Below are 17,284 nucleotides of genomic sequence, written 5' to 3'. Positions count from 1 at the left end.
CCATGCGACAGGCCCTGCAGAAGAAGCCCAATGCGAAGAAGTGCAAGCAATGCCGAGCGCCGTTCAGTCCAGATCGCCAGTTGCAGGCTGTATGCAGCCCGCTTTGTGGTTTGAAGTTGGTCGCCGCGCAGCGCGAGAAAGATCGGGTGGCGTTCCAGCGCCGGGAGCGGCGCGAGATCAAGGAGCGCAAGGAGAAGCTGAAGAGCAGGGCGGATCACCTGAAGGAGGCTCAGCAGGCCTTCAACGAGTACATCCGCCTGCGCGACGCCGACAAGCCCTGCATCTCTTGTGACCGCCACCACCAAGGCAAGTACGACGCCGGCCACTACCGCTCGGTTGGCGCCTGCCCAGAGTTGCGCTTCGACGAGGACAACGTCCACAAGCAGTGCTCGCCCTGCAACACGCAGCTGTCCGGAAACATCCTGGAGTACCGAATCCGCCTCATCCAGCGCATCGGCGCTGATCGAGTGGCGCGCCTGGAAGGCAAGCACGAACCGCTGAAGCTCAGCGTTGAACAGATCAAGGCCCTGAAGGCCCACTTCCGCGCCAAGGTGCGCGAGCTGAAAAGGGGAGCAGCATGAAGATCAAAGCGACCGAGTTCCTGATGGAGCAGTACGGCCTCTGGGTGTGGCGAGACAACGGCGTGCCGCGTTGCGCGTCACCCTTGCTGGCGATCATGTTGCGCAACCCGGCCAACGAAAAGCGGTTCAAGTCACCCGACTTGCTGATCAGTGATGACCGAGCCCTGCAGGTGGATCGCTACCTCGCCAGCTTGGTAGCGGATGATCCAGAGGTGGTTGAGAGCATGACCTATTACTTCGTCCACGGGCTCACCTATCGCGAGGTGGGTGACCGAATGGACCGTAGCTATGCGGACGCTCGGATGCTGGTTCGCGCTGGGCTGTCGGCGATCACGGCGTGCTTCCTGATGGATGACCGAAAGGCGGCCTGAGGGTATATACAGGCTGGACGTATTGACAGTGATAATCAGCGCAGATAGAGTTTGTGTCACATTGCGGTTTTGCCGCTTCGGCGAACCTTCGCACGACATCCAGCCCGGCCATTGAGTCGGGCTTTTTCTGAGCCCAGCCTTCGCGCTGGGCTTTTTCATTTCCGCCCCGCAGAGGGGATAACGAGATGGCCAACATGCCCGACAAACCAGAGACGTGGGCGCTTGTCCTCGCCTGGCTGAGCCAGCACTCGCCTGTGCTGTACGCCGGCGCTCTGTCCTTCCTGGTTGCCCTGATCCGGGTTATCTACGGTGGCGGCACTCGTCGCCAGGCGCTGCTCGAAGCCGCGCTTTGCACGCTGATCACCCTCGGACTGATCCCAGTCCTGGAGTGGGCCGGCCTGCCATCGAACATGGCCACTGCTGCTGGTGTCTTCACCGGCTTCCTGGGTGTGAAGAAGTTGGCCGAGATCGCTGACCGCTTCGCCGATTGGAAACTTCCGCGCCGCGAGAGTTGACCCATGGCTCGACTGAAGACGCTTCGCCCCAAGTTGGCGGAACAGCGCCCCAGGCTTGCCACCGCTTCGCCTGGCTCCTGGCGTGCCGGCCTGACCTCAAGTCAGCGCGGCTACGACTACCGATGGCAGCAGGCGCGTGAGACGTACCTGCGGGATCACCCGCTGTGCGTCTACTGCCTGCGGAAGGGCATGACCTCTGCCGCCAGTGTCGTCGACCACAAGGTGGCGCACTGCGGTGACCCGGAGCTCTTCTGGGACCAGGAGAACTGGCAGCCGCTCTGCAAGCCCTGCCACGACTCGGACAAGCAGCGCGAGGAAGCGGCGGCGCGAGCTGGTCGCTGACCCTCCCAGGGTAGGGGGGGATCGAATTATGGGGATTGGCGCTCAGCTAGACCGCCTCCGATCCCATTCGCACATTTTTTCCACCCCCAAGGTTTTTTGTTAATGGCGTTAACAGACAAACAGCGACGGTTTGTTGACGCAAAGGCCCGTGGTGCGTCCAACAAAGAAGCGGCCGAGGCCGCTGGGTGTCTGGGCTCCAGCGCTTCCGTGTCGGGTTCGCGGTGGGCCAAAGATCCGAAGATCATCGCCGCGATTGAGGCGTTAACAGCCGAGCTGAATGTTAAGGGCAAGACGCGATCGGCGAAGTCTTGGAAGCCGCCCCCTGATGACGTTGACGATCTGCCCGAAGGCGATGAGTCCGACGGCGAATTCTTGACCTGCCTGCCGAACACGGGAGATCCCCTGGAGTGGTTGCTGGCCCTGATGAATGAGCCGCGGGCGAAAGTTTTCGACCGACGCAACGCTGCCCAGACCGCCATGCCTTATGTGCACGGCAAGAAGGGCGACCAGGGCAAGAAGGAAGCGAAGCAGGAAGCCGCGAAGGAAGCCGGCGCTGGCAAGTACAAGCAGAGCAAGCCGCCGCTCAAAGTCGTGAAGGGGTAACCCATGCTCTGGACAACTGCCTGCCCCGAATGGTGGCAGCGCCTGAGTGCGGGCGAATCAATCATTCCGGCGCCGCTCTTTCCGGCTGAGGCCGAGGAAGGGCTTGAGGTCTTCCGATCTCTGAAGCTGGTCGATGTACCAGGTAGCCCGACCATCGAGGCTGCTTGCGCCCCCTGGGTGCTCGAATTCGCCGGGGCGATCTTCGGCAGCTACAACAGCGAGACCGGCCAGCGACTGATCACCGAGTACTTCCTCTGCATCCCGAAGAAGAACTCGAAGTCGACCATCGCCGCCGCGATCATGCTGACTGCGCTGATCCGCAATTGGCGCCTTGAGGCTGAGTTCATCATCCTCGCGCCCACCAAGGAGATCGCCGACAACAGCTTCAAGCCGGCAGCGGCGATGGTGAAGCACGACGACGAGCTGTCGGCGCTGCTCCATGTTCAGCCGCACATGCGCCTGATCACCCACCGCGAAACCGGCGCAACCCTGAAAGTGGTCGCCGCCGACAGCGATGTGGTCGGCGGCAAGAAAGCGGTCGGTGTGCTGATCGACGAAGCGTGGCTGTTCGGCAAGAACCCCAAGGCACCGGACATGATCCGGGAAGCCACCGGCGGCCTGCTGTCGCGTCCGGAAGGCTTCATCATCTGGCTGACGACCCAGTCCAACGAACCGCCGGCTGGCGTGTTCAAGTCGAAGCTGACCTACGCCCGCGGCGTGCGGGACGGTCGCATCGACGACAACCGGTTCCTCCCGGTCATCTACGAGTTCCCCAAGGAGATGATCGAGAGCGGGGAGGCTCGCCGCCCGGAGAATTTCCACCTGGTGAATCCCAACATGGGGTTTTCGGTGGATCGCCCGACGCTCGAACGCCTGTTCATGCAGGCCGAGCTGGACGGCGAGGCCGAGGTGCGAGGCTTCCTCGCCAAGTTCCTCAACATCGAGATCGGCCTGGCGCTGATGTCGGACAGCTGGGTCGGGGCCTCCTTCTGGGAGCCACAGGCGCTGGCTGGTTTGTCCCTGGATCGGTTGATCGAGCTCTGTGAGGTGATCGTCGGCGGTGTCGACGGCGGCGGCCTGGACGACCTTCTCGCCCTCACCCTTCTTGGGCGCGAGCGCGGGGGCCGTCGCTGGTTTCACTGGGCGCACGCCTGGGCGCACCCGTCGGTGCTCGAACGCCGGAAGTCAGAGGCGCCCAGGCTGCGAGACCTGGAGGCCGTCGGTGACCTCACCATCGTCGAGAAGATCGGGGATGACGTCGAGGAGCTGGCCGTCTACGTCGCCCGGGTGAACGAGGCCGGACTGCTCGACAAGGTGGGGCTCGACCCGGCCGGCATTGGCGCCGTGCTCGATGCCTTGCTGGAGGCCGGGATCGAGGAAGACCAGACCATCGGCATCTCCCAAGGATGGAAGCTCACCGGAGCGATCAAGACCACCGAGCGGAAGCTGGCCGAGGGTGTGCTGCTGCACTGTGGCCAACCGCTGATGGCTTGGGCCTGCGGCAATGCGAAGGGCGTGCCCTCGGCGAACGCCTTCCTGATCACCAAGCAAGCGTCCGGCACCGCGAAGATCGACCCGCTCATGGCCACCTTCAACGCGGTGTCGCTGCTGTCCCTCAATCCCGAGGCGCGCGGCGGTATGGACGACTACCTCGACAACGGCTTCTTCGGACTCATAGGCTGACCATGGCATTTCGTTGGTACAACCCCAGCACCTGGCGGATGTTCGGCTACACCGACCCCGCCACGGGCAACTATGTCGAGGTCGACATGGAGGTCGGTGGCAAAACCACTAAGGCCGGTGTCCGGGTGACCACCAAGACCGCGCTGTCGATCAGCATGGTGTGGTCCTGCGTGAAGATCCTCTCGGAGTCGTTGTCAGGCCTGCCGCTGAAGCTCTACGAGGATTCTGAGGGCGACACTCCGCGCAAGCTGGTGCCGCGCAAGGACGGTGCGCAGAAGCTGCTGCGCAAGCCGAACCCGTTCATGACGATGTTGAACTTCCTGAAGTTCGTCGTCGTGAACATGGCGCTGAAGGGTAACGCCTTCGCGCTGATCGAGCGCAACAGGAACGGTGATCCGATCGGGCTGGTCCCGCTGACGTGCGACTCGGTGACCATCGAGACCGATGGTGACCTGCTGTATTGGGTTCAGCCGAAGAACGGCGACCGGTTCCCGGTGTCGCCGGAGAACATGCTGCATTTCAAGATTTTCAGCCTGGACGGCATCGTGGGCCTTTCGCCTATCGAGTACCAGGCGGAGACCATGGGCCTGGCCAAGGCGGGCCAGCAATGGTCGGCGCGCTTCATGCGCAAAGGCGGGTTCACCGGTGGTTACGTCATCTACAAGGAGTTCCTGACCGAGAAGCAGCAGGCGCAGGTCCTGGCGAAGTTCCCCGATGTGCGCAAGGGCGACGCCGACGATATCGGCAAGATGGCGATCCTGCAGGGTGGGCCCACCATCACACCCGCCGGCATCAGCCAGAAAGACGCCCAGTTCATCGAGTCTCAGCAGTTCCAAGAGGAGGCGATGGCGGGCATCTATGGCGTGCCTCTCTGGCTGGCGAACCGTGCCGGTAAGACCTCAATCATGGGCTCCAACCTGGAGCAGCAGCTGATCGGCTTCGTCACTTTCGGGCTGAAGCCCTACATCGATGCGGTCGAGGACGAATTCAACGACAAGCTGTACGGCGCCACTCGGCGTTTCATCGAGTTCGCGGTAGAGGGCTTGCTGCGCGCCGACAGTGCCGGCCGGGCTGCGTACTACACCGCCGCGCTGGGCGGCTCGGGTGGGTCTGGCTGGATGCACATCAACGAAGTGCGGGCCAAGGAGAACCTGCCGCCGCTCGATGACGACAAGTACAACCAGGTCACCCGTTGGGAGATGCAGACCAATGCTCAGCAAACTTGATTGCCCCTTCGAGGTGAAGGCCGCCGACGAGGCGGGCAACTTCGAGGGCTACGCCGCGGTGTTCGACAACGTCGACCTGGGCGACGACGTGATCCTCAAGGGCGCCTTCACCCGGGTGAAGACCGCCCGCAACGGCCGGCTGAAGCTGGCCCTCTACCACGACCTGACGCGCCTGGTCGGCAACTCGGAGTTCACCCAGGACGACCGGGGCCTGTACCTCAAGGGGCGGGTCAACTTGGCAGTCAGCTATGCGCGCGACGCCTACGAGCTGATGAAGGATGGCTCGCTCGACAGCATGTCCATCGGCTTCAACACCATCGAGGCGACTTTCGAGCAGCGCGCCGGCCGGCAGGTCCGCGTCATCAAGTCTGCCGAATTGTGGGAGGCGTCCTTCGTGCCGTTCGGCATGAACCCCGAGGCGGAAGTACTCAGCGTCAAGTCGGACATTCGGCTTTTCGAGAACGCCCTGCGCGAACGCATGGGCCTCTCGCAGAAGGAGGCGGCGGCAGTCGCTTCGCTCGGCTACTCCGCGCTCCGCCGTGATGGCGGAAGCGAGGCCACGGCGATCGTGGAAGAGCTGAAAGACATTTCAACCCTGTTCACAACCCATTTTGGAGCTACGCCATGAGCGAAGTGAAAGAACTGAAAGACTCCCTGGAACTGCAACTGAAGACCGGCTTCCAGGGCCTGCAATCCAAGTACGACGCGGTCATGGTCGAAGTGGAGAAGGGCAACACCGTCTCCACCGAGATGAAGAAGGACATCCAGACCCAGAAGGACGAACTGCAGAAGGTCATCGACCAGGTGCAGGATCTGGAGCAGAAGGGCGTGAAGCTGCGCGGCCAGCCGGGTGAGGGCAAGTCCTTCATCGACCTGGTGAAGGGCGACGACGGCTACAAGTCCCTGCAACAGAAATCCGTTGCCCTGGCCCAGATCGAGGTTACCAAGTCGGACCTGGCTTCCATGAAGGAAACCAAGGTCACCAGCGCCGGCATCGTTGCGCCGAACTACGACCCGGTCATCCAGCCGGGCATTCGCCAGGAGCTGCGCATTCGCGACCTGCTCACCACCGTGCCGGTTTCCGGCCAGCAGTACAGCTACTTCCGCGAGCTGCTGCACACTCGTGGCGCCGCGCCGGTGGCTGAAGGCGGTACCAAGCCCACCAGCAACGTGACCTTCGAGACCAAGACCGACCGCGTCAAGAAGATCGCGGTTTGGATGCCGGTCACCGATGAGGCGCTGGACGACGTCCCGCAACTGCTCGCCTACCTGCAGGAGCTGCTGCGCTACGACCTGAAGCTGGAAGAGGAAGCGCAGATCCTCAAGGGCGACGGCACCGGCGAGAACCTGAACGGCCTGATGACCCAGGCGACCACCTACGACCCGACCCTGACCAAGGCCGGAGACACCGCTATCGACATCATGCGCCGTGCGATCTACCAGGTGCGCAAGCAGTCGAAGCTGTCGGCTGACGGCCTGGTGATGTCCGAGCTGGACTGGATGAACATCGAGCTGCAGAAGGACGGCGAGAACCGTTACCTGTTCGCCAACCTGCAGGGCCTGGTGACCCCGATCCTGTGGGGTCGCCCGGTGATCACCTCCGACAGCGTCGACGAGGGCGACGCGGACACCGGCGGCGAGTTCCTGGTGGCCAACTTCGCACGCTCCTCGGTGCTGTTCGACCGCATGTCGTTCCTGTTCAAGATGGGCCTGATCAATGATCAGTTCATCAAGAACGAGCGCGCGCTGCTGGTCGAGGAGCGCCTGGGCCTGGGCGTGCGCCGCCGCGAAGCGCTGGTGAAAGGCCTGTTCCCGACCGCCTGATCCACTTCCAACCCATGAAGGCCGGCCACTGCGCCGGCCTTTTCGCATCTGGAGCAAACATGAAGATCAAAGCGAAATGGGGCTTCGTCGGTGATGCCGTGAAGCTGGGCGCTGAGTCGGCCAAGGTGAAGGCGGGCCAGGTGTTCGAGGATGTAGACGACGAGTACGGCCACGTCCTGATCGGCAAGGGCCTGGCCGAAGAAGTGACCGAGAAGGCCAAGCCGAAGGAAGCCAAGCCGGCGGCGCCGAAAGAGGCCAAGTAATGGTCATCGACTGGAACGCGAATCCCGAGCTTCTGACCAGGATCAAGCTGCAGGCCAAGGTCGACAACGACGTCGAGGACGAGCTGATCAAGGGCTATGTCGAGTCGGCGTTGTTCCACGTCGAGCAGCATTGCGACGTCGAGCTGGTGGAGGCCGACCCGAGCGAGCCGAATCAGTTGCTGGTCACGCCTGACATCTGGCAAGCGGTCTACCTGCTGGTGGCTCACTGGTATGCGACCCGCGAGGCGGTTGCGCTGGGCACGATCGCCACGACCATCCCGCTCGGTGTCGAGCGCCTTCTCTGGTACAGGAAGCGATTCTGATGAGAGCCGGTGGACTTCGACACCTCGCGTCTCTCCAGGCGCTGCAGCGCATCCCTGATGGCGGCGGCGGGTACAGCGAGCACTGGGTGGAGCTTCGGAAGGTCTGGGTGGAAATCACCATGCCGACTGGGCGCACCTCGACGGTGGCCAGCCAACTGCAAGCCACGGTCACCGCGGAGATCCGCGCCCGCCCCGCTGATGACCTGATCGCCGGGCGCCGCCTGGTTCACAAGAAAACCTACACCATCGAGGCCCCGCTCGAGGACAACACCAGCGACATGCTGCGCCTGTTGTGCTCGAGCGTTGCCCCCACCCCGAGGTAATCGAAATGGTGCTTCGAGCTACCGGGCGCCTCACCGGCGCCGTGAAGGCTGAGAAGGGTGACGACGTCAGCCACCTGCCGGCAAAGACCCTGAACAAGCTGATTGCCCGCGGCCTGGTCTTCGACGATGGCAATGCCAACCCGCCAGCAGTTGAGGCAGAGCCCCGCAAGCGCGTCCGCAAGGAGTAAGCCATGGGCAGGCGATCGCGCATCAAGGGCGACTTCAAGTTGCGTGGTGTGCTTCGCCGGATCGCCGCCATCGATAAGAGTGACCTGCCCAAGGCGATGGCAGAGGCCGCTGACATGGTGCTGGCCACGCAGCAGAACCTGATTGCCCGTGACACCGGTGACGGCGCCAACGCGCTCCAGGTGAAGGTCAGCAAGAACGGACTCGACGCTCGGATCGGCATCATCGGCAAGGCCGACAATCGCGAATTCTTCTACCTGAAGTTCATCGAGTACGGGACCAAGGGTTACAGCGGGACGCTCTATCGCCGGCAGGACGCTGATGCAATTGGCGGCGGCCACACGGTCAACCGTGATCGCAGCAAGCTTTCCGGCCGCAACCGGCTGGGCCGTCGTGAGACCGAGAACAAGTCAGACGGCACGCACTTCTTCGGTTACTACCCGGACATTCCGGCGCGGCCGGCTCATCCTTGGCTCCGCCCGAGCTGGGACCTGAATCGCGACGACATCCTGGTCATCATCCGCGGCGCCATCAGCAGCACCTTGGCGCGCGCKGCGAAAGGAGCCAGCAGTGSCTGACAACGGATTYCCTCTGCAGCAGGCCGTCTACCAGCGCCTGACCGCCGAGCTCAGTGTGCCGGTCTTCGACGCGGTACCGGCGGACACGCCTTACCCCTACGTTACGCTGGATCGCGAGGTGTCGCGCAACACCAGTCCGATCTACGGCCGCAAGCGAAAACTGCGCCTGCTGTACCTGAGCGTCTGGAGCGACCACCAGGGGCAGGCCGAGGTGAAGCAGATCCTCGGCCAGATCGAGGACGCCCTGGACGAGCGCCCGTTGGCGCTGTCGGTCGGTCGTGCTGTCTCGGTGCGCCTGGTCGACACGGATACCAACCGCGAGCCTGACGGCCGGACCTACATGGGGTCGGCCACGGTACGCGTCATCACCACTACCTGAGCACCATCAACCCAACGCCAGTGGAGGACACCATGGCAGAAGACAATCTCAACACGGCTGCCGGCTGCCGCGTGGCCCTCGGCAGCAAGACGCCGGCGGACACCGAAGCCGAGTACAAGGCGGACACCTACGTCGATATCGGCGAGATCGAGGACATCGGCGAGTTCGGCGACACCTTCAGCAATGTGAACTTCACCTCGCTGGCTGACGGTCGGGTGCGCAAGTACAAGGGGACCGCCGATGCCGGCGACCTGACTCTCACCGTCGGCCTGGACAACGGCGATGCCGGCCAGAACGCGGTCAAGGTGGCGCACAAGGACCGTTCCAAGGGCAACTACAACCTCAAGATCACCCTCAACGACGGCGACCCGTCKGCCAATCCGGTGATCCTGCCGACCACCTWCTAYTTCGGYGTGAAGGTGATGAACAACACCGTGGCGCCGGGCAGTGCCGACAACGTGGTGCGCCGCAACATGACCTTCGGCATCAACACCCCGATCCTCGAAATCCCCGCCGGCCCGGCGGCAGGCCCGTAATCGACGGGGCTATGCCCCGTCTCCTCCCTGACTGAGAGATGCCCATGAGTGAAGCCCTGCACGGCACTGTCACGCTGGTGATCGGTGCCCGTACCTACACACTGCAGCCGACCCTGGAGGCCGCGCTGAAGATCGAATCGCGCTTCGGTGGCCTCCGTCCAGCGATGGAGTCCATGCGCCTGCTGAGCATCGGCGCCTGCGCTGATGTGGTTATCGCTGCCGCCGGCCTGAAGCCGGAGGAGCACACGACCCTGGCTACGCAGGTCTTCGAGACTGGCGTGGTCAAGGTCTCTGCGCAGCTCACCGACTACATCGCCGGCCTTCTGAGCCCGGTGCCGCCGAGCATCGTCGCCCGGGGAAAGCCCGAGGCGGACAGCACAGCGCAGTAAGGGATGGCTCCTACGTCGACTATCTATTCGGCGTAGCCACCGGCTGGCTTGGCTGGCCGCCTGATACAGCCTGGCGCACGCCGATTCCGCAGATCCTGCTGGCGCTGGATGCGCGGCTGGACTGGATGAACCCAGGTAACGCTTCGTCACCCAAGAGGGCCCCCTCGCCACAGCGGAAGGCCACCGTGGCCGACAGGCTGAAGGCGTTTCTGCGGGGGCGCGGGGAGTAGTCGTGTGCCGACTAAACGAGTGGTGGCACTGGGATATCGGGCTGTCTGAGTGATACATTCCCTTCACTGTAGAGGTGGAGTGAATATGAAGGGATTTATAAGTTTGGCTGTTCTTGGCGCTATTGTGGTAGGGGTATCTGGGTGTGATGAGAAAAACTCTGAACAGATAGAAGAGCCATACGGAAAGTGGGCGAGGTTTCACGAAAAAGACCCTATTACAGATGCTGATAGAGTTTCGGCAGTATTGAACTCAGAGCCTGTCTCTGATGGTCTTGCCGTCCCTGCGGAGTTACATGTGCGCTGCTCTGATGGCAATCTTGAAGTGTACATTAGCTGGAATCGTTACATTGGCCGAGTGCATGATATTGATTCTAGGATTGATGACATGCAGCATGAGCCAAATCGGTGGGACGCATCTACTGACGGAAAGAGTTCTTTCTACCCGTTTGTTGGCCCTACATATCTTGAACGGTTGAACTCTAGCGCCAGGTACGTTGCGCGGGTGGAAACATTTACGGGTTCTTCGATTACGGCAGCGTTCAATACAAGTAGTTTTAGTGGTGAGGCTGGCCCGGTAATAGCCTTCTGCGGGAAATAGCTAAGCGTCTATTACCTTTTTTACTGTAGAGCCCGCTTTGCGGGCTTTTTCATGCCCGGAGAAAACGATGTCCGATCAAGAAGTCCAGGGGATGCTGATCCAGATCGAGGCCACTACGGCTCAACTGCGGCGCGAGCTGACGAGCGCCGATCAGGTCGTCACCACTGTGACCTCAAGTATCGACAGTAGCCTGGCTACCGTCGACTCAGCTTTCAACAATGTGAGCGACTCCGCCTCCAAAGCTGGTGAGCTGATGAGAGGGGCATTTGCAGCGCTGGCAGGGGCTGGCCTGATTGGGAGCATCATTCAGCAGGTTGACGCCTACGGCCAAATGGCTGATCGCTTGGAGATGGCTGCGGGCAGCACCGAGACGTACAACCAGGTACAACAGCATCTGCTGCAAACTGCTCAAGAGACGTATAGGCCACTGGCCGAGGCTCAGGAGCTGTACATCCGTACGGCAGCAGTTATGCGCTCGCTGGGCTTCGACACGCAGCAGACCCTCGACATCACTGATAGCTTTAGCTTCCTGTTGGTAACCAACGCCGCGTCGGCCGACAAGGCTGGATCTGCGCTGGACTCATATTCGAAGGCCCTGCAAACCGGCAAGGTTGAGGCTGACGGCTGGGTATCGATTCAGGATGCGATGCCGACGATCGTCGACGCGATTGCCAGTGCGACTGGCAAGAGCGCGGAGGAGATCCGCAATCTGGGCGTACAGGGCAAGCTGTCGCTTGATGACATCAACACCGGACTGCTGCGTACGGTGGAGGTGAACCGCAAGGCGGCGGCTGCTATGTCGATCAGCGTGAACGATGCCCTGACTAACATTCAGACTTCGATTACGACCTTTGCGGCCGGCGTCAATGAGGGAACTGGAGCGCTAGATCTGCTGGCTAGCGCATTGGGCGTTGTCGCAAATAATGTGGAATGGCTCGCCGGCCTAGTCGGCGGCGTCATGGCTGGCGCGCTAACGCTGTACTCGGCACGCGCAGCGGCAGCTACCGTCGCTACCATCAATGCGGGGAGGGCCGCCATTGGTGATGCGCTAACCCGTCGCAAGCAGGCTGATGCGATTCTGCAGGCCGCCGTTGCTGAGCAGCGAAAGGCTCAGACGGCGACTCTGCTAGCCGAGCGCGAGGCGATCGCTGCCCGGGGCACCGCTGTGCAGACCCAGATGTCGATCCAATTGGCTCAGGCTCGGCAGCGCGAAGCGGCAGCTACGGCCTTGGTGACTACGGCACAGGCCGGACTTCGCGCAGCGTCAACCGGCCTGATGACCCTGCTGGGTGGCCCTGTGGGGCTGGCTCTGCTCGCCGGCACTGCCGCGGCATCGCTCCTCCTGCTTCGAGATAATGCAGGCCAGGCAGGGGTTGGCATAGACGACTTGAAGAAGTCGGTCGAGCAGGTACGGGAAGAGTTTCAGAAGCTGAGCAAAGATCAGCGCGCAGCGGCGCTGGTGAAGTGGAAAGAGGAGCAAATCAAGGCCTCGGATGAGGTGCGGGATTCCTACGGCGCCCTTGCCCAGTCGATCCGCTCGGCGATGGTTGCTGCTCCGGTCCGCGACATGAGAGGGCAATACACCAAGCAGTTGGCTCAGTACCAGGAGTTGATCGGCCAACTCAATGAGGCCAAGGCTGCCGGCCAGTCGTTAGCGCCGGTTATTGAAGAAGCCGGAAAGCGCGCAGGAATTTCGCCGGAGAAGATTGATTCCTGGGTAAAGCAGTCCGGTGCGTTGAGTGAAGCGGGCGAGCGCTCCGATAAGGTCGCCGACATCCTGCGTGTGCTGACCGGGGTCACCCAGGAAAACACCGCGGCGACCAACGCCAACAACGCTGCCAAGACCGGGATGAGCGGCGCCGGGCAGACCTACCTGGAGACGTTGCAGAAGCAACTGGGCGGCCTGCAGGACAACAACGACGCCATCAAGGCGGCGAACCGCTTCATCGCGGACAACACCGACCTGACCGAGACCGACCGCCAGGCGATCCTCTCGGCTGCCAATGCGATCGAGGCGCAGAAGAAGGCCAACCAGGCGGCAACGGCCAGCGGCAAGGCCCGAACTAAATCGCTGCAGGATGAAGTCAAGGCGCTGGATGCGCTGATCGACAAAGCGCTGCCGGAGAAGAAGCGCCTGGAGGACCTGGCCGAGGGCGTGCAGAAACTCCGCAAGGCCCAGGCCGAAGGCAAGATCACCACCGCCGAGATGGAGCTCGGCATCAAGAACCTGAACGAGGCCTATGCCGACGGCTCGATCCAGAAGCGCATCCAGCAGGAGCAGAAGCTGGCAGAGCAGCGGCGCAACAGTTCAGAGGCGTACCGTAAGGCCATGGAGGTGGTGCTGCAGGCGCGGCAGGATGCGATCAATTCCGACGTGGCTGGCATCGGCCTCGGGGATGATCAGCGCGACCAGGCGCAGCGCCTCGATGCGGTGACGAAGAAGTACGCCGACCTGCGGCGCGAACTGGAGGCGCAGCAGGAAGATGCGAGCCGCCGGCTTGGTCCGGCCGAGTATGAGCGGCGCCTTGCGGAYCTKGCYGACTTCCAGGCSCGCGAGCTGCAGATGGAGGTCGACGGCTACGAGGCGCGCCTCGCCGCCCAGCGGGACTACCGCAACGGCGCCCGGCGCGCTTGGCAGAACATCCAGGCCGACGCGGCGGACGTCGCCGGCGCCACGGATGACATGCTCACCACTGGCTTCAACACGGCAAGAAATTCCCTCGCCGATTTCGCCACCACCGGGAAGATGAAGTTCCGAGATTTCGCCAGCAGCGTGATCAACGACATGGCACGGATTGCCAGTCAGCAGGCAGCGACTGGCTTGCTCAGTGGTCTGATCGGTGTGGGCGTCTCGGCGGCCGGCGCCTACTTCGGCGGCGGGTCCGCCGCGGCCGGGGCATCGCAATCCGGTTACACCGGCAATGCATACGCCAACTGGGCTGCTGCCCAGGCCGACGGCGGCGCCTGGGCGAATGGCGTGCAGTTCTTCGCCAATGGCGCAGCCTTCGCCAACTCCATCGTCAGCCGACCGACCGCCTTTGGCATGGCCGGCGACCGGATGGGGATCATGGGAGAGGCGGGGCCTGAGGCAATCCTGCCCCTGGCTCGCGGTGCAGATGGTTCGCTCGGTGTTCGGGCCGTGGGCGGCGGCGGTGGTACTGCGCTACAGGTCAATGCTCCGGTGGCGGTCACTGTCGAGGACCGCAGTTCTGAGGGCATGGAACTGGACCAGCAGGCGCTGCAGCAGAACATGCAGCTGCAGATGAAGGCGGCGGCGGAACGCGCTGTCGCGGATTCGTGGCGCCCTGGTGGCGTCAGCTATCGAAACATGGCCGGGAGGGGCTGATGGCGATCGAGACTTTCACCTGGGTGCCCGACGACGAAGCTGATGTCGACGGCACCCTGCGCACGCGCACGTCGCAATTCGGCGATGGGTATGCGCAGGAGTCGGGCGACGGCCTCAATGGCGAGAGCCAAAGCTGGTCGTTGACCTTTGGCGGGCTCCCCGATGAGGTCGGGCCCATCCTTGACTTCATCCGCCGGCACAAGGGATATCGGTCGTTCCTGTGGACGCCGCCCGGCGGCGAGCTGGGCATGTACAAGTGCAAGGCGTACCGCAAGCAGCGGCGCCCTGGCGCGATCGAGGTCCTTTCGCTCACCTTTGACCAGGCSTTCCACCCATGAGCCTCATYYTGCAGCTCCAGAAGCTGGAGCCMGGCGCCGAGATCATGCTGTTCGAACTGGACGGCAGCGAGTTCGGCGCCGACGTACTGCGCTTCCACGGCCATGCTATCCCGCATACCCCGCAGGAGTTGGCCGCCGCCGGTGCCAATGCGGACCAACTGCCGGCGAAGTCGATCTGGTGGCAGGGTGAGGAGTACTCCGCCTGGCCAGTGCAGATAAGCGGCATCGAGGCGACCGGTGACGGCACGGCAGTCCGCCCGACCTTCTCGGCGGGCAATGTCAGCGGTCGCCTCACGGCGTTGTGCCTGGCCTTCGATGACCTGGCCAACTTTCAGCTGACCATCCGCGAAACGCTGGCCGAGTTCCTGGACGCGGAGAACTTCCCGGCCGGAAACCCGGATGCAGATCCGACCCAGGAATCGATCAGCATCTGGTACTTCGACCAGAAGACCGGCGAAGACGACCAGCTGGTCGAGTGGGAGCTGGCCAGCCCGGGCGATGTCGGCAACGAAGCTGTGGGTCGGCAGATGACCATGCTTTGCCACTGGTGCATGACCGGCGGCTATCGCGGGCCAGACTGCGGCTACACCGGCCCGTACTACGACATCGACGACAACCCTACCGACGACCCGGCGAAGGACCAATGCGCCGGGCTCTATCGGTCCTGCAATAAGCGATGGGGGGCGGGCAATCAATTGCCCTTCGGCGGCTTCCCGGCCGTGTCCCTGATCGCCCGGAGTTGACCATGCGCAAGCAGATCCTGAGTGCCATCCAGGCGCACGCGGCCGAGGAGTATCCGCGCGAGGCGTGCGGGGTGGTCATCGGTGCCGGCAAGGCGCAGAGATACGTCCGCTGCCGGAACACTGCCAGCCAGCCGCGGGAAGAGTTCCGTCTGCACCCGGAGGACTACGCCGTGGCGGAAGACCAGGGCGAGGTGGTGGCCATYGTGCACAGCCACCCGGACGCGACCAGTCGGCCGTCGCCGCACGACCTGGCCATGTGCGAGGCATCGGGCCTACCGTGGCACATCCTCAGCTGGCCGGAGGGTGATCTGCGCACCATCGCGCCGAAGGGCGACATCCCGCTGTTGGGGCGCCCGTTCGTTCATGGCGCTTGGGATTGCTGGCAGGTCTGTGCCGACTGGTACCAGCGCGAGTGGGGGGTGGAGTTCGAGCGCTTCGAGCGCGTGGACGGCTGGTGGGAGCTGGCCGACGGGCCGAGCCTGTACGAGTCGTACTTCGAGGCGGCGGGCTTTAACCCAGTCGAGACGCCCCGGCGCGGCGACATGATCGTCTTCGAGGTCGGGCGCACTTACCACCCGAACCATGCCGGCATCTACCTCGGCGCCAATGCGGTGCTGCCCGGGGAGGACAGCAAGGTCTTCGGCGCCGGTCCGTTTCTGCTGCACCACCTCTACGGCAAGCCCAGCGAGATCATCGTCTACGGTGGAAACTGGCATGAGCGGGCGCGCCTGGTGCTACGTCACGATCAGGCAAAGATATAGGCTGTGCTAACCTCCGGCGATCTAAAAGGAGGGAACCATGAAAAAGATCGTCGGGGTCGCTGGGCTATTGCTTCTCGCTGGCTGCTCGACTTCGCCTGTGTCCGTCGATTCTGCGACACCGGCCAAGGCAGCCAACGTCTTTGCCTACCAGGTGAAACCCTCCGGACCGTTTGGCTCGCTGACTATGGTAAGGGACTCAGGATTCATTGGCGGCGGGTGCGACATGGGCGTCTATGTAGATGGCCGCCTAGCTGCGCGCATTGCGACGCAGGAGAAAGTTACGCTCTATCTGCCGGCCCGCCCCGTGGTGGTTGGTGCTGGAGTTATTGGTGCAGGGCTGTGTGGTACCAGTGCCGCCCGGCGAGAGCGCGAGATCGATGTAAGAGATGGTGACCGCCTAAATTACCGGGTGTTCACCAGCGGCAACGGCGATACAGACATATTGCCGACGACATTTTGAACAAGCCGCCCGAGGGCGGCTTTTTTCATGTCTGGAGAATAGCGTGACTGCATGTACGGGGACATCACCACACACCATCATCAAGTTGTCGGGGCCGCTTGTTCGTGAGTTTGGGCGTGAGCATCGGAGGATATTGGAAACGGGCTCGGTGCAGGAGGCGTTCAGTGCGCTGCGCAATACATTGCCCGGATTCAAGGAGGCAATTCTGCGCCTTCAGGGATTGGGGATGAGGTTCGCGATTTTTCGGAATCGGAAGAACATTGCGGAAGAATCGTTCGGTTCAAGTGGGGCTAGGGAGATCCGCGTCGTCCCGGTTATTTCGGGGAGCAAGCGCGCTGGCTCCCTGCAGACTGTTGTCGGTGTGGTTATGGTCGCAGTTGGGGCTGTTGCCACTGCTTTCGGTGGTGGCGCCATCGGCGTTCCTCTCATGCAGGCTGGAGCGGCGGTAGCTCTTGGCGGGGTGGTCCAGATGCTCAGCCCCCAGGCGAAGGGCCTCAGCCAGTCCGCCGCCCCGGAGAACCTGCCGAGCTACGCCTTTGGCAGCGCGAGGAACACCACCGCCAGCGGGAACCCCGTGCCGCTCTGCTTCGGCAAACGACGCTGGGGTGGGGCCATCATCAGCGCCTCGGTCTACGCCGAAGACAAGACCTGATCTGACTATCCAAGAACAGCCGCCGTGAGGCGGT

General features: G+C 62.9%; 24 protein-coding genes. All 24 read left to right on the top strand.

Translation table 11 applies throughout. The features are described 5' to 3' along the window. Positions 1-2: 2 nt before the first annotated feature. The 24 genes from A9513_RS20490 to A9513_RS20380 all read left to right on the top strand — a co-directional run bounded on the left by A9513_RS20490 (position 3) and on the right by A9513_RS20380 (position 17,250). Entirely contained in the window at positions 3-581 is a 579-nt protein-coding gene (locus A9513_RS20490; RefSeq protein WP_065085432.1) for a recombination protein NinG, read from the top strand. Next, positions 578-952, top strand: coding sequence for an antiterminator Q family protein (locus A9513_RS20485; protein WP_065085431.1), 375 nt, complete (start codon positions 578-580; stop codon positions 950-952). The genes A9513_RS20490 and A9513_RS20485 overlap by 4 nt, the downstream gene beginning before the upstream one ends. Positions 953-1,137: 185 nt before the next feature. Further along, positions 1,138-1,467, top strand: coding sequence for a phage holin, lambda family (locus A9513_RS20480; protein WP_065085430.1), 330 nt, complete (start codon positions 1,138-1,140; stop codon positions 1,465-1,467). 3 nt (positions 1,468-1,470) lie between these two features. Further along, complete coding sequence (locus A9513_RS20475) at positions 1,471-1,809, top strand: HNH endonuclease (protein ID WP_065085429.1); 339 nt, start codon at positions 1,471-1,473, stop codon at positions 1,807-1,809. Between the two features lie 102 nt (positions 1,810-1,911). Continuing rightward, the gene (locus A9513_RS20470) at positions 1,912-2,412 is read left to right on the top strand and encodes a terminase small subunit (RefSeq protein ID WP_065085428.1); all 501 of its coding nucleotides are present in this window, start codon (positions 1,912-1,914) and stop codon (positions 2,410-2,412) included. A 3-nt stretch (positions 2,413-2,415) separates the two neighbouring features. Next, positions 2,416-4,095 carry a terminase large subunit gene (locus A9513_RS20465; protein WP_065085427.1) on the top strand — a complete coding sequence of 560 codons (1,680 nt, stop codon included), beginning with the start codon at positions 2,416-2,418 and terminating at the stop codon, positions 4,093-4,095. Between the two features lie 2 nt (positions 4,096-4,097). Further along, on the top strand, positions 4,098-5,321 hold the full coding sequence (locus A9513_RS20460; RefSeq protein ID WP_065085426.1) for a phage portal protein: 1,224 nt from the start codon (positions 4,098-4,100) through the stop codon (positions 5,319-5,321). Beyond that, complete coding sequence (locus tag A9513_RS20455) at positions 5,305-5,949, top strand: HK97 family phage prohead protease (protein ID WP_065085425.1); 645 nt, start codon at positions 5,305-5,307, stop codon at positions 5,947-5,949. The genes A9513_RS20460 and A9513_RS20455 overlap by 17 nt, the downstream gene beginning before the upstream one ends. Continuing rightward, complete coding sequence (locus tag A9513_RS20450) at positions 5,946-7,145, top strand: phage major capsid protein (protein ID WP_065085424.1); 1,200 nt, start codon at positions 5,946-5,948, stop codon at positions 7,143-7,145. Before A9513_RS20455 ends, A9513_RS20450 begins: the two co-directional genes overlap by 4 nt. 59 nt (positions 7,146-7,204) lie before the next feature. Beyond that, positions 7,205-7,408, top strand: coding sequence for a hypothetical protein (locus tag A9513_RS20445; RefSeq protein ID WP_065085423.1), 204 nt, complete (start codon positions 7,205-7,207; stop codon positions 7,406-7,408). After that, positions 7,408-7,731, top strand: a complete 324-nt coding sequence (locus tag A9513_RS20440; RefSeq protein ID WP_065085422.1) for a head-tail connector protein — start codon at positions 7,408-7,410, stop codon at positions 7,729-7,731. Before A9513_RS20445 ends, A9513_RS20440 begins: the two co-directional genes overlap by 1 nt. Further along, positions 7,731-8,054, top strand: coding sequence for a phage head closure protein (locus A9513_RS20435; protein WP_065085421.1), 324 nt, complete (start codon positions 7,731-7,733; stop codon positions 8,052-8,054). Before A9513_RS20440 ends, A9513_RS20435 begins: the two co-directional genes overlap by 1 nt. A gap of 5 nt (positions 8,055-8,059) precedes the next feature. Further along, complete coding sequence (locus tag A9513_RS20430; RefSeq protein ID WP_065085420.1) at positions 8,060-8,242, top strand: hypothetical protein; 183 nt, start codon at positions 8,060-8,062, stop codon at positions 8,240-8,242. Between the two features lie 3 nt (positions 8,243-8,245). Next, complete coding sequence (locus tag A9513_RS20425; protein ID WP_065085419.1) at positions 8,246-8,818, top strand: HK97 gp10 family phage protein; 573 nt, start codon at positions 8,246-8,248, stop codon at positions 8,816-8,818. Beyond that, positions 8,811-9,197 (top strand): DUF3168 domain-containing protein, encoded by a 387-nt coding sequence (locus tag A9513_RS20420; RefSeq protein ID WP_065085418.1) that lies wholly within the window; start codon positions 8,811-8,813, stop codon positions 9,195-9,197. The genes A9513_RS20425 and A9513_RS20420 overlap by 8 nt, the downstream gene beginning before the upstream one ends. A 32-nt stretch (positions 9,198-9,229) precedes the next feature. Continuing rightward, complete coding sequence (locus A9513_RS20415) at positions 9,230-9,733, top strand: hypothetical protein (RefSeq protein ID WP_065085417.1); 504 nt, start codon at positions 9,230-9,232, stop codon at positions 9,731-9,733. A 44-nt stretch (positions 9,734-9,777) separates the two neighbouring features. Beyond that, on the top strand, positions 9,778-10,122 hold the full coding sequence (locus A9513_RS20410; protein WP_065085416.1) for a hypothetical protein: 345 nt from the start codon (positions 9,778-9,780) through the stop codon (positions 10,120-10,122). A 309-nt stretch (positions 10,123-10,431) separates the two neighbouring features. Next, a complete protein-coding gene (locus A9513_RS35675) occupies positions 10,432-10,950 on the top strand; it encodes a hypothetical protein (protein WP_141678464.1) in 519 nt (172 codons plus the stop codon). Between the two features lie 67 nt (positions 10,951-11,017). Continuing rightward, on the top strand, positions 11,018-14,296 hold the full coding sequence (locus A9513_RS20405; RefSeq protein ID WP_065085415.1) for a phage tail tape measure protein: 3,279 nt from the start codon (positions 11,018-11,020) through the stop codon (positions 14,294-14,296). Further along, positions 14,296-14,634: a phage tail protein gene (locus A9513_RS20400; protein WP_065085414.1), complete on the top strand. Its 339-nt coding sequence runs from the start codon at positions 14,296-14,298 to the stop codon at positions 14,632-14,634. Before A9513_RS20405 ends, A9513_RS20400 begins: the two co-directional genes overlap by 1 nt. After that, positions 14,631-15,377: a phage minor tail protein L gene (locus A9513_RS20395; RefSeq protein ID WP_065085413.1), complete on the top strand. Its 747-nt coding sequence runs from the start codon at positions 14,631-14,633 to the stop codon at positions 15,375-15,377. Before A9513_RS20400 ends, A9513_RS20395 begins: the two co-directional genes overlap by 4 nt. Before the next feature lie 2 nt (positions 15,378-15,379). After that, positions 15,380-16,138 carry a C40 family peptidase gene (locus tag A9513_RS20390; RefSeq protein WP_065085412.1) on the top strand — a complete coding sequence of 253 codons (759 nt, stop codon included), beginning with the start codon at positions 15,380-15,382 and terminating at the stop codon, positions 16,136-16,138. Positions 16,139-16,175: 37 nt separating this feature from the next. After that, positions 16,176-16,598, top strand: coding sequence for a hypothetical protein (locus A9513_RS20385; RefSeq protein ID WP_065085411.1), 423 nt, complete (start codon positions 16,176-16,178; stop codon positions 16,596-16,598). Between the two features lie 43 nt (positions 16,599-16,641). Further along, entirely contained in the window at positions 16,642-17,250 is a 609-nt protein-coding gene (locus A9513_RS20380; protein WP_065085410.1) for a tail assembly protein, read from the top strand. Positions 17,251-17,284: the final 34 nt, after the last annotated feature.

The sequence above is a fragment of the Pseudomonas sp. AU12215 genome (genome assembly GCF_001675465.2).
In the GTDB taxonomy this organism is placed as follows: Bacteria; Pseudomonadota; Gammaproteobacteria; order Pseudomonadales; family Pseudomonadaceae; genus Pseudomonas; species Pseudomonas nitroreducens.
The sequence above is the reverse complement of the archived record's forward strand: the minus strand, read 5'-3'. Positions and strand labels throughout refer to the sequence as shown.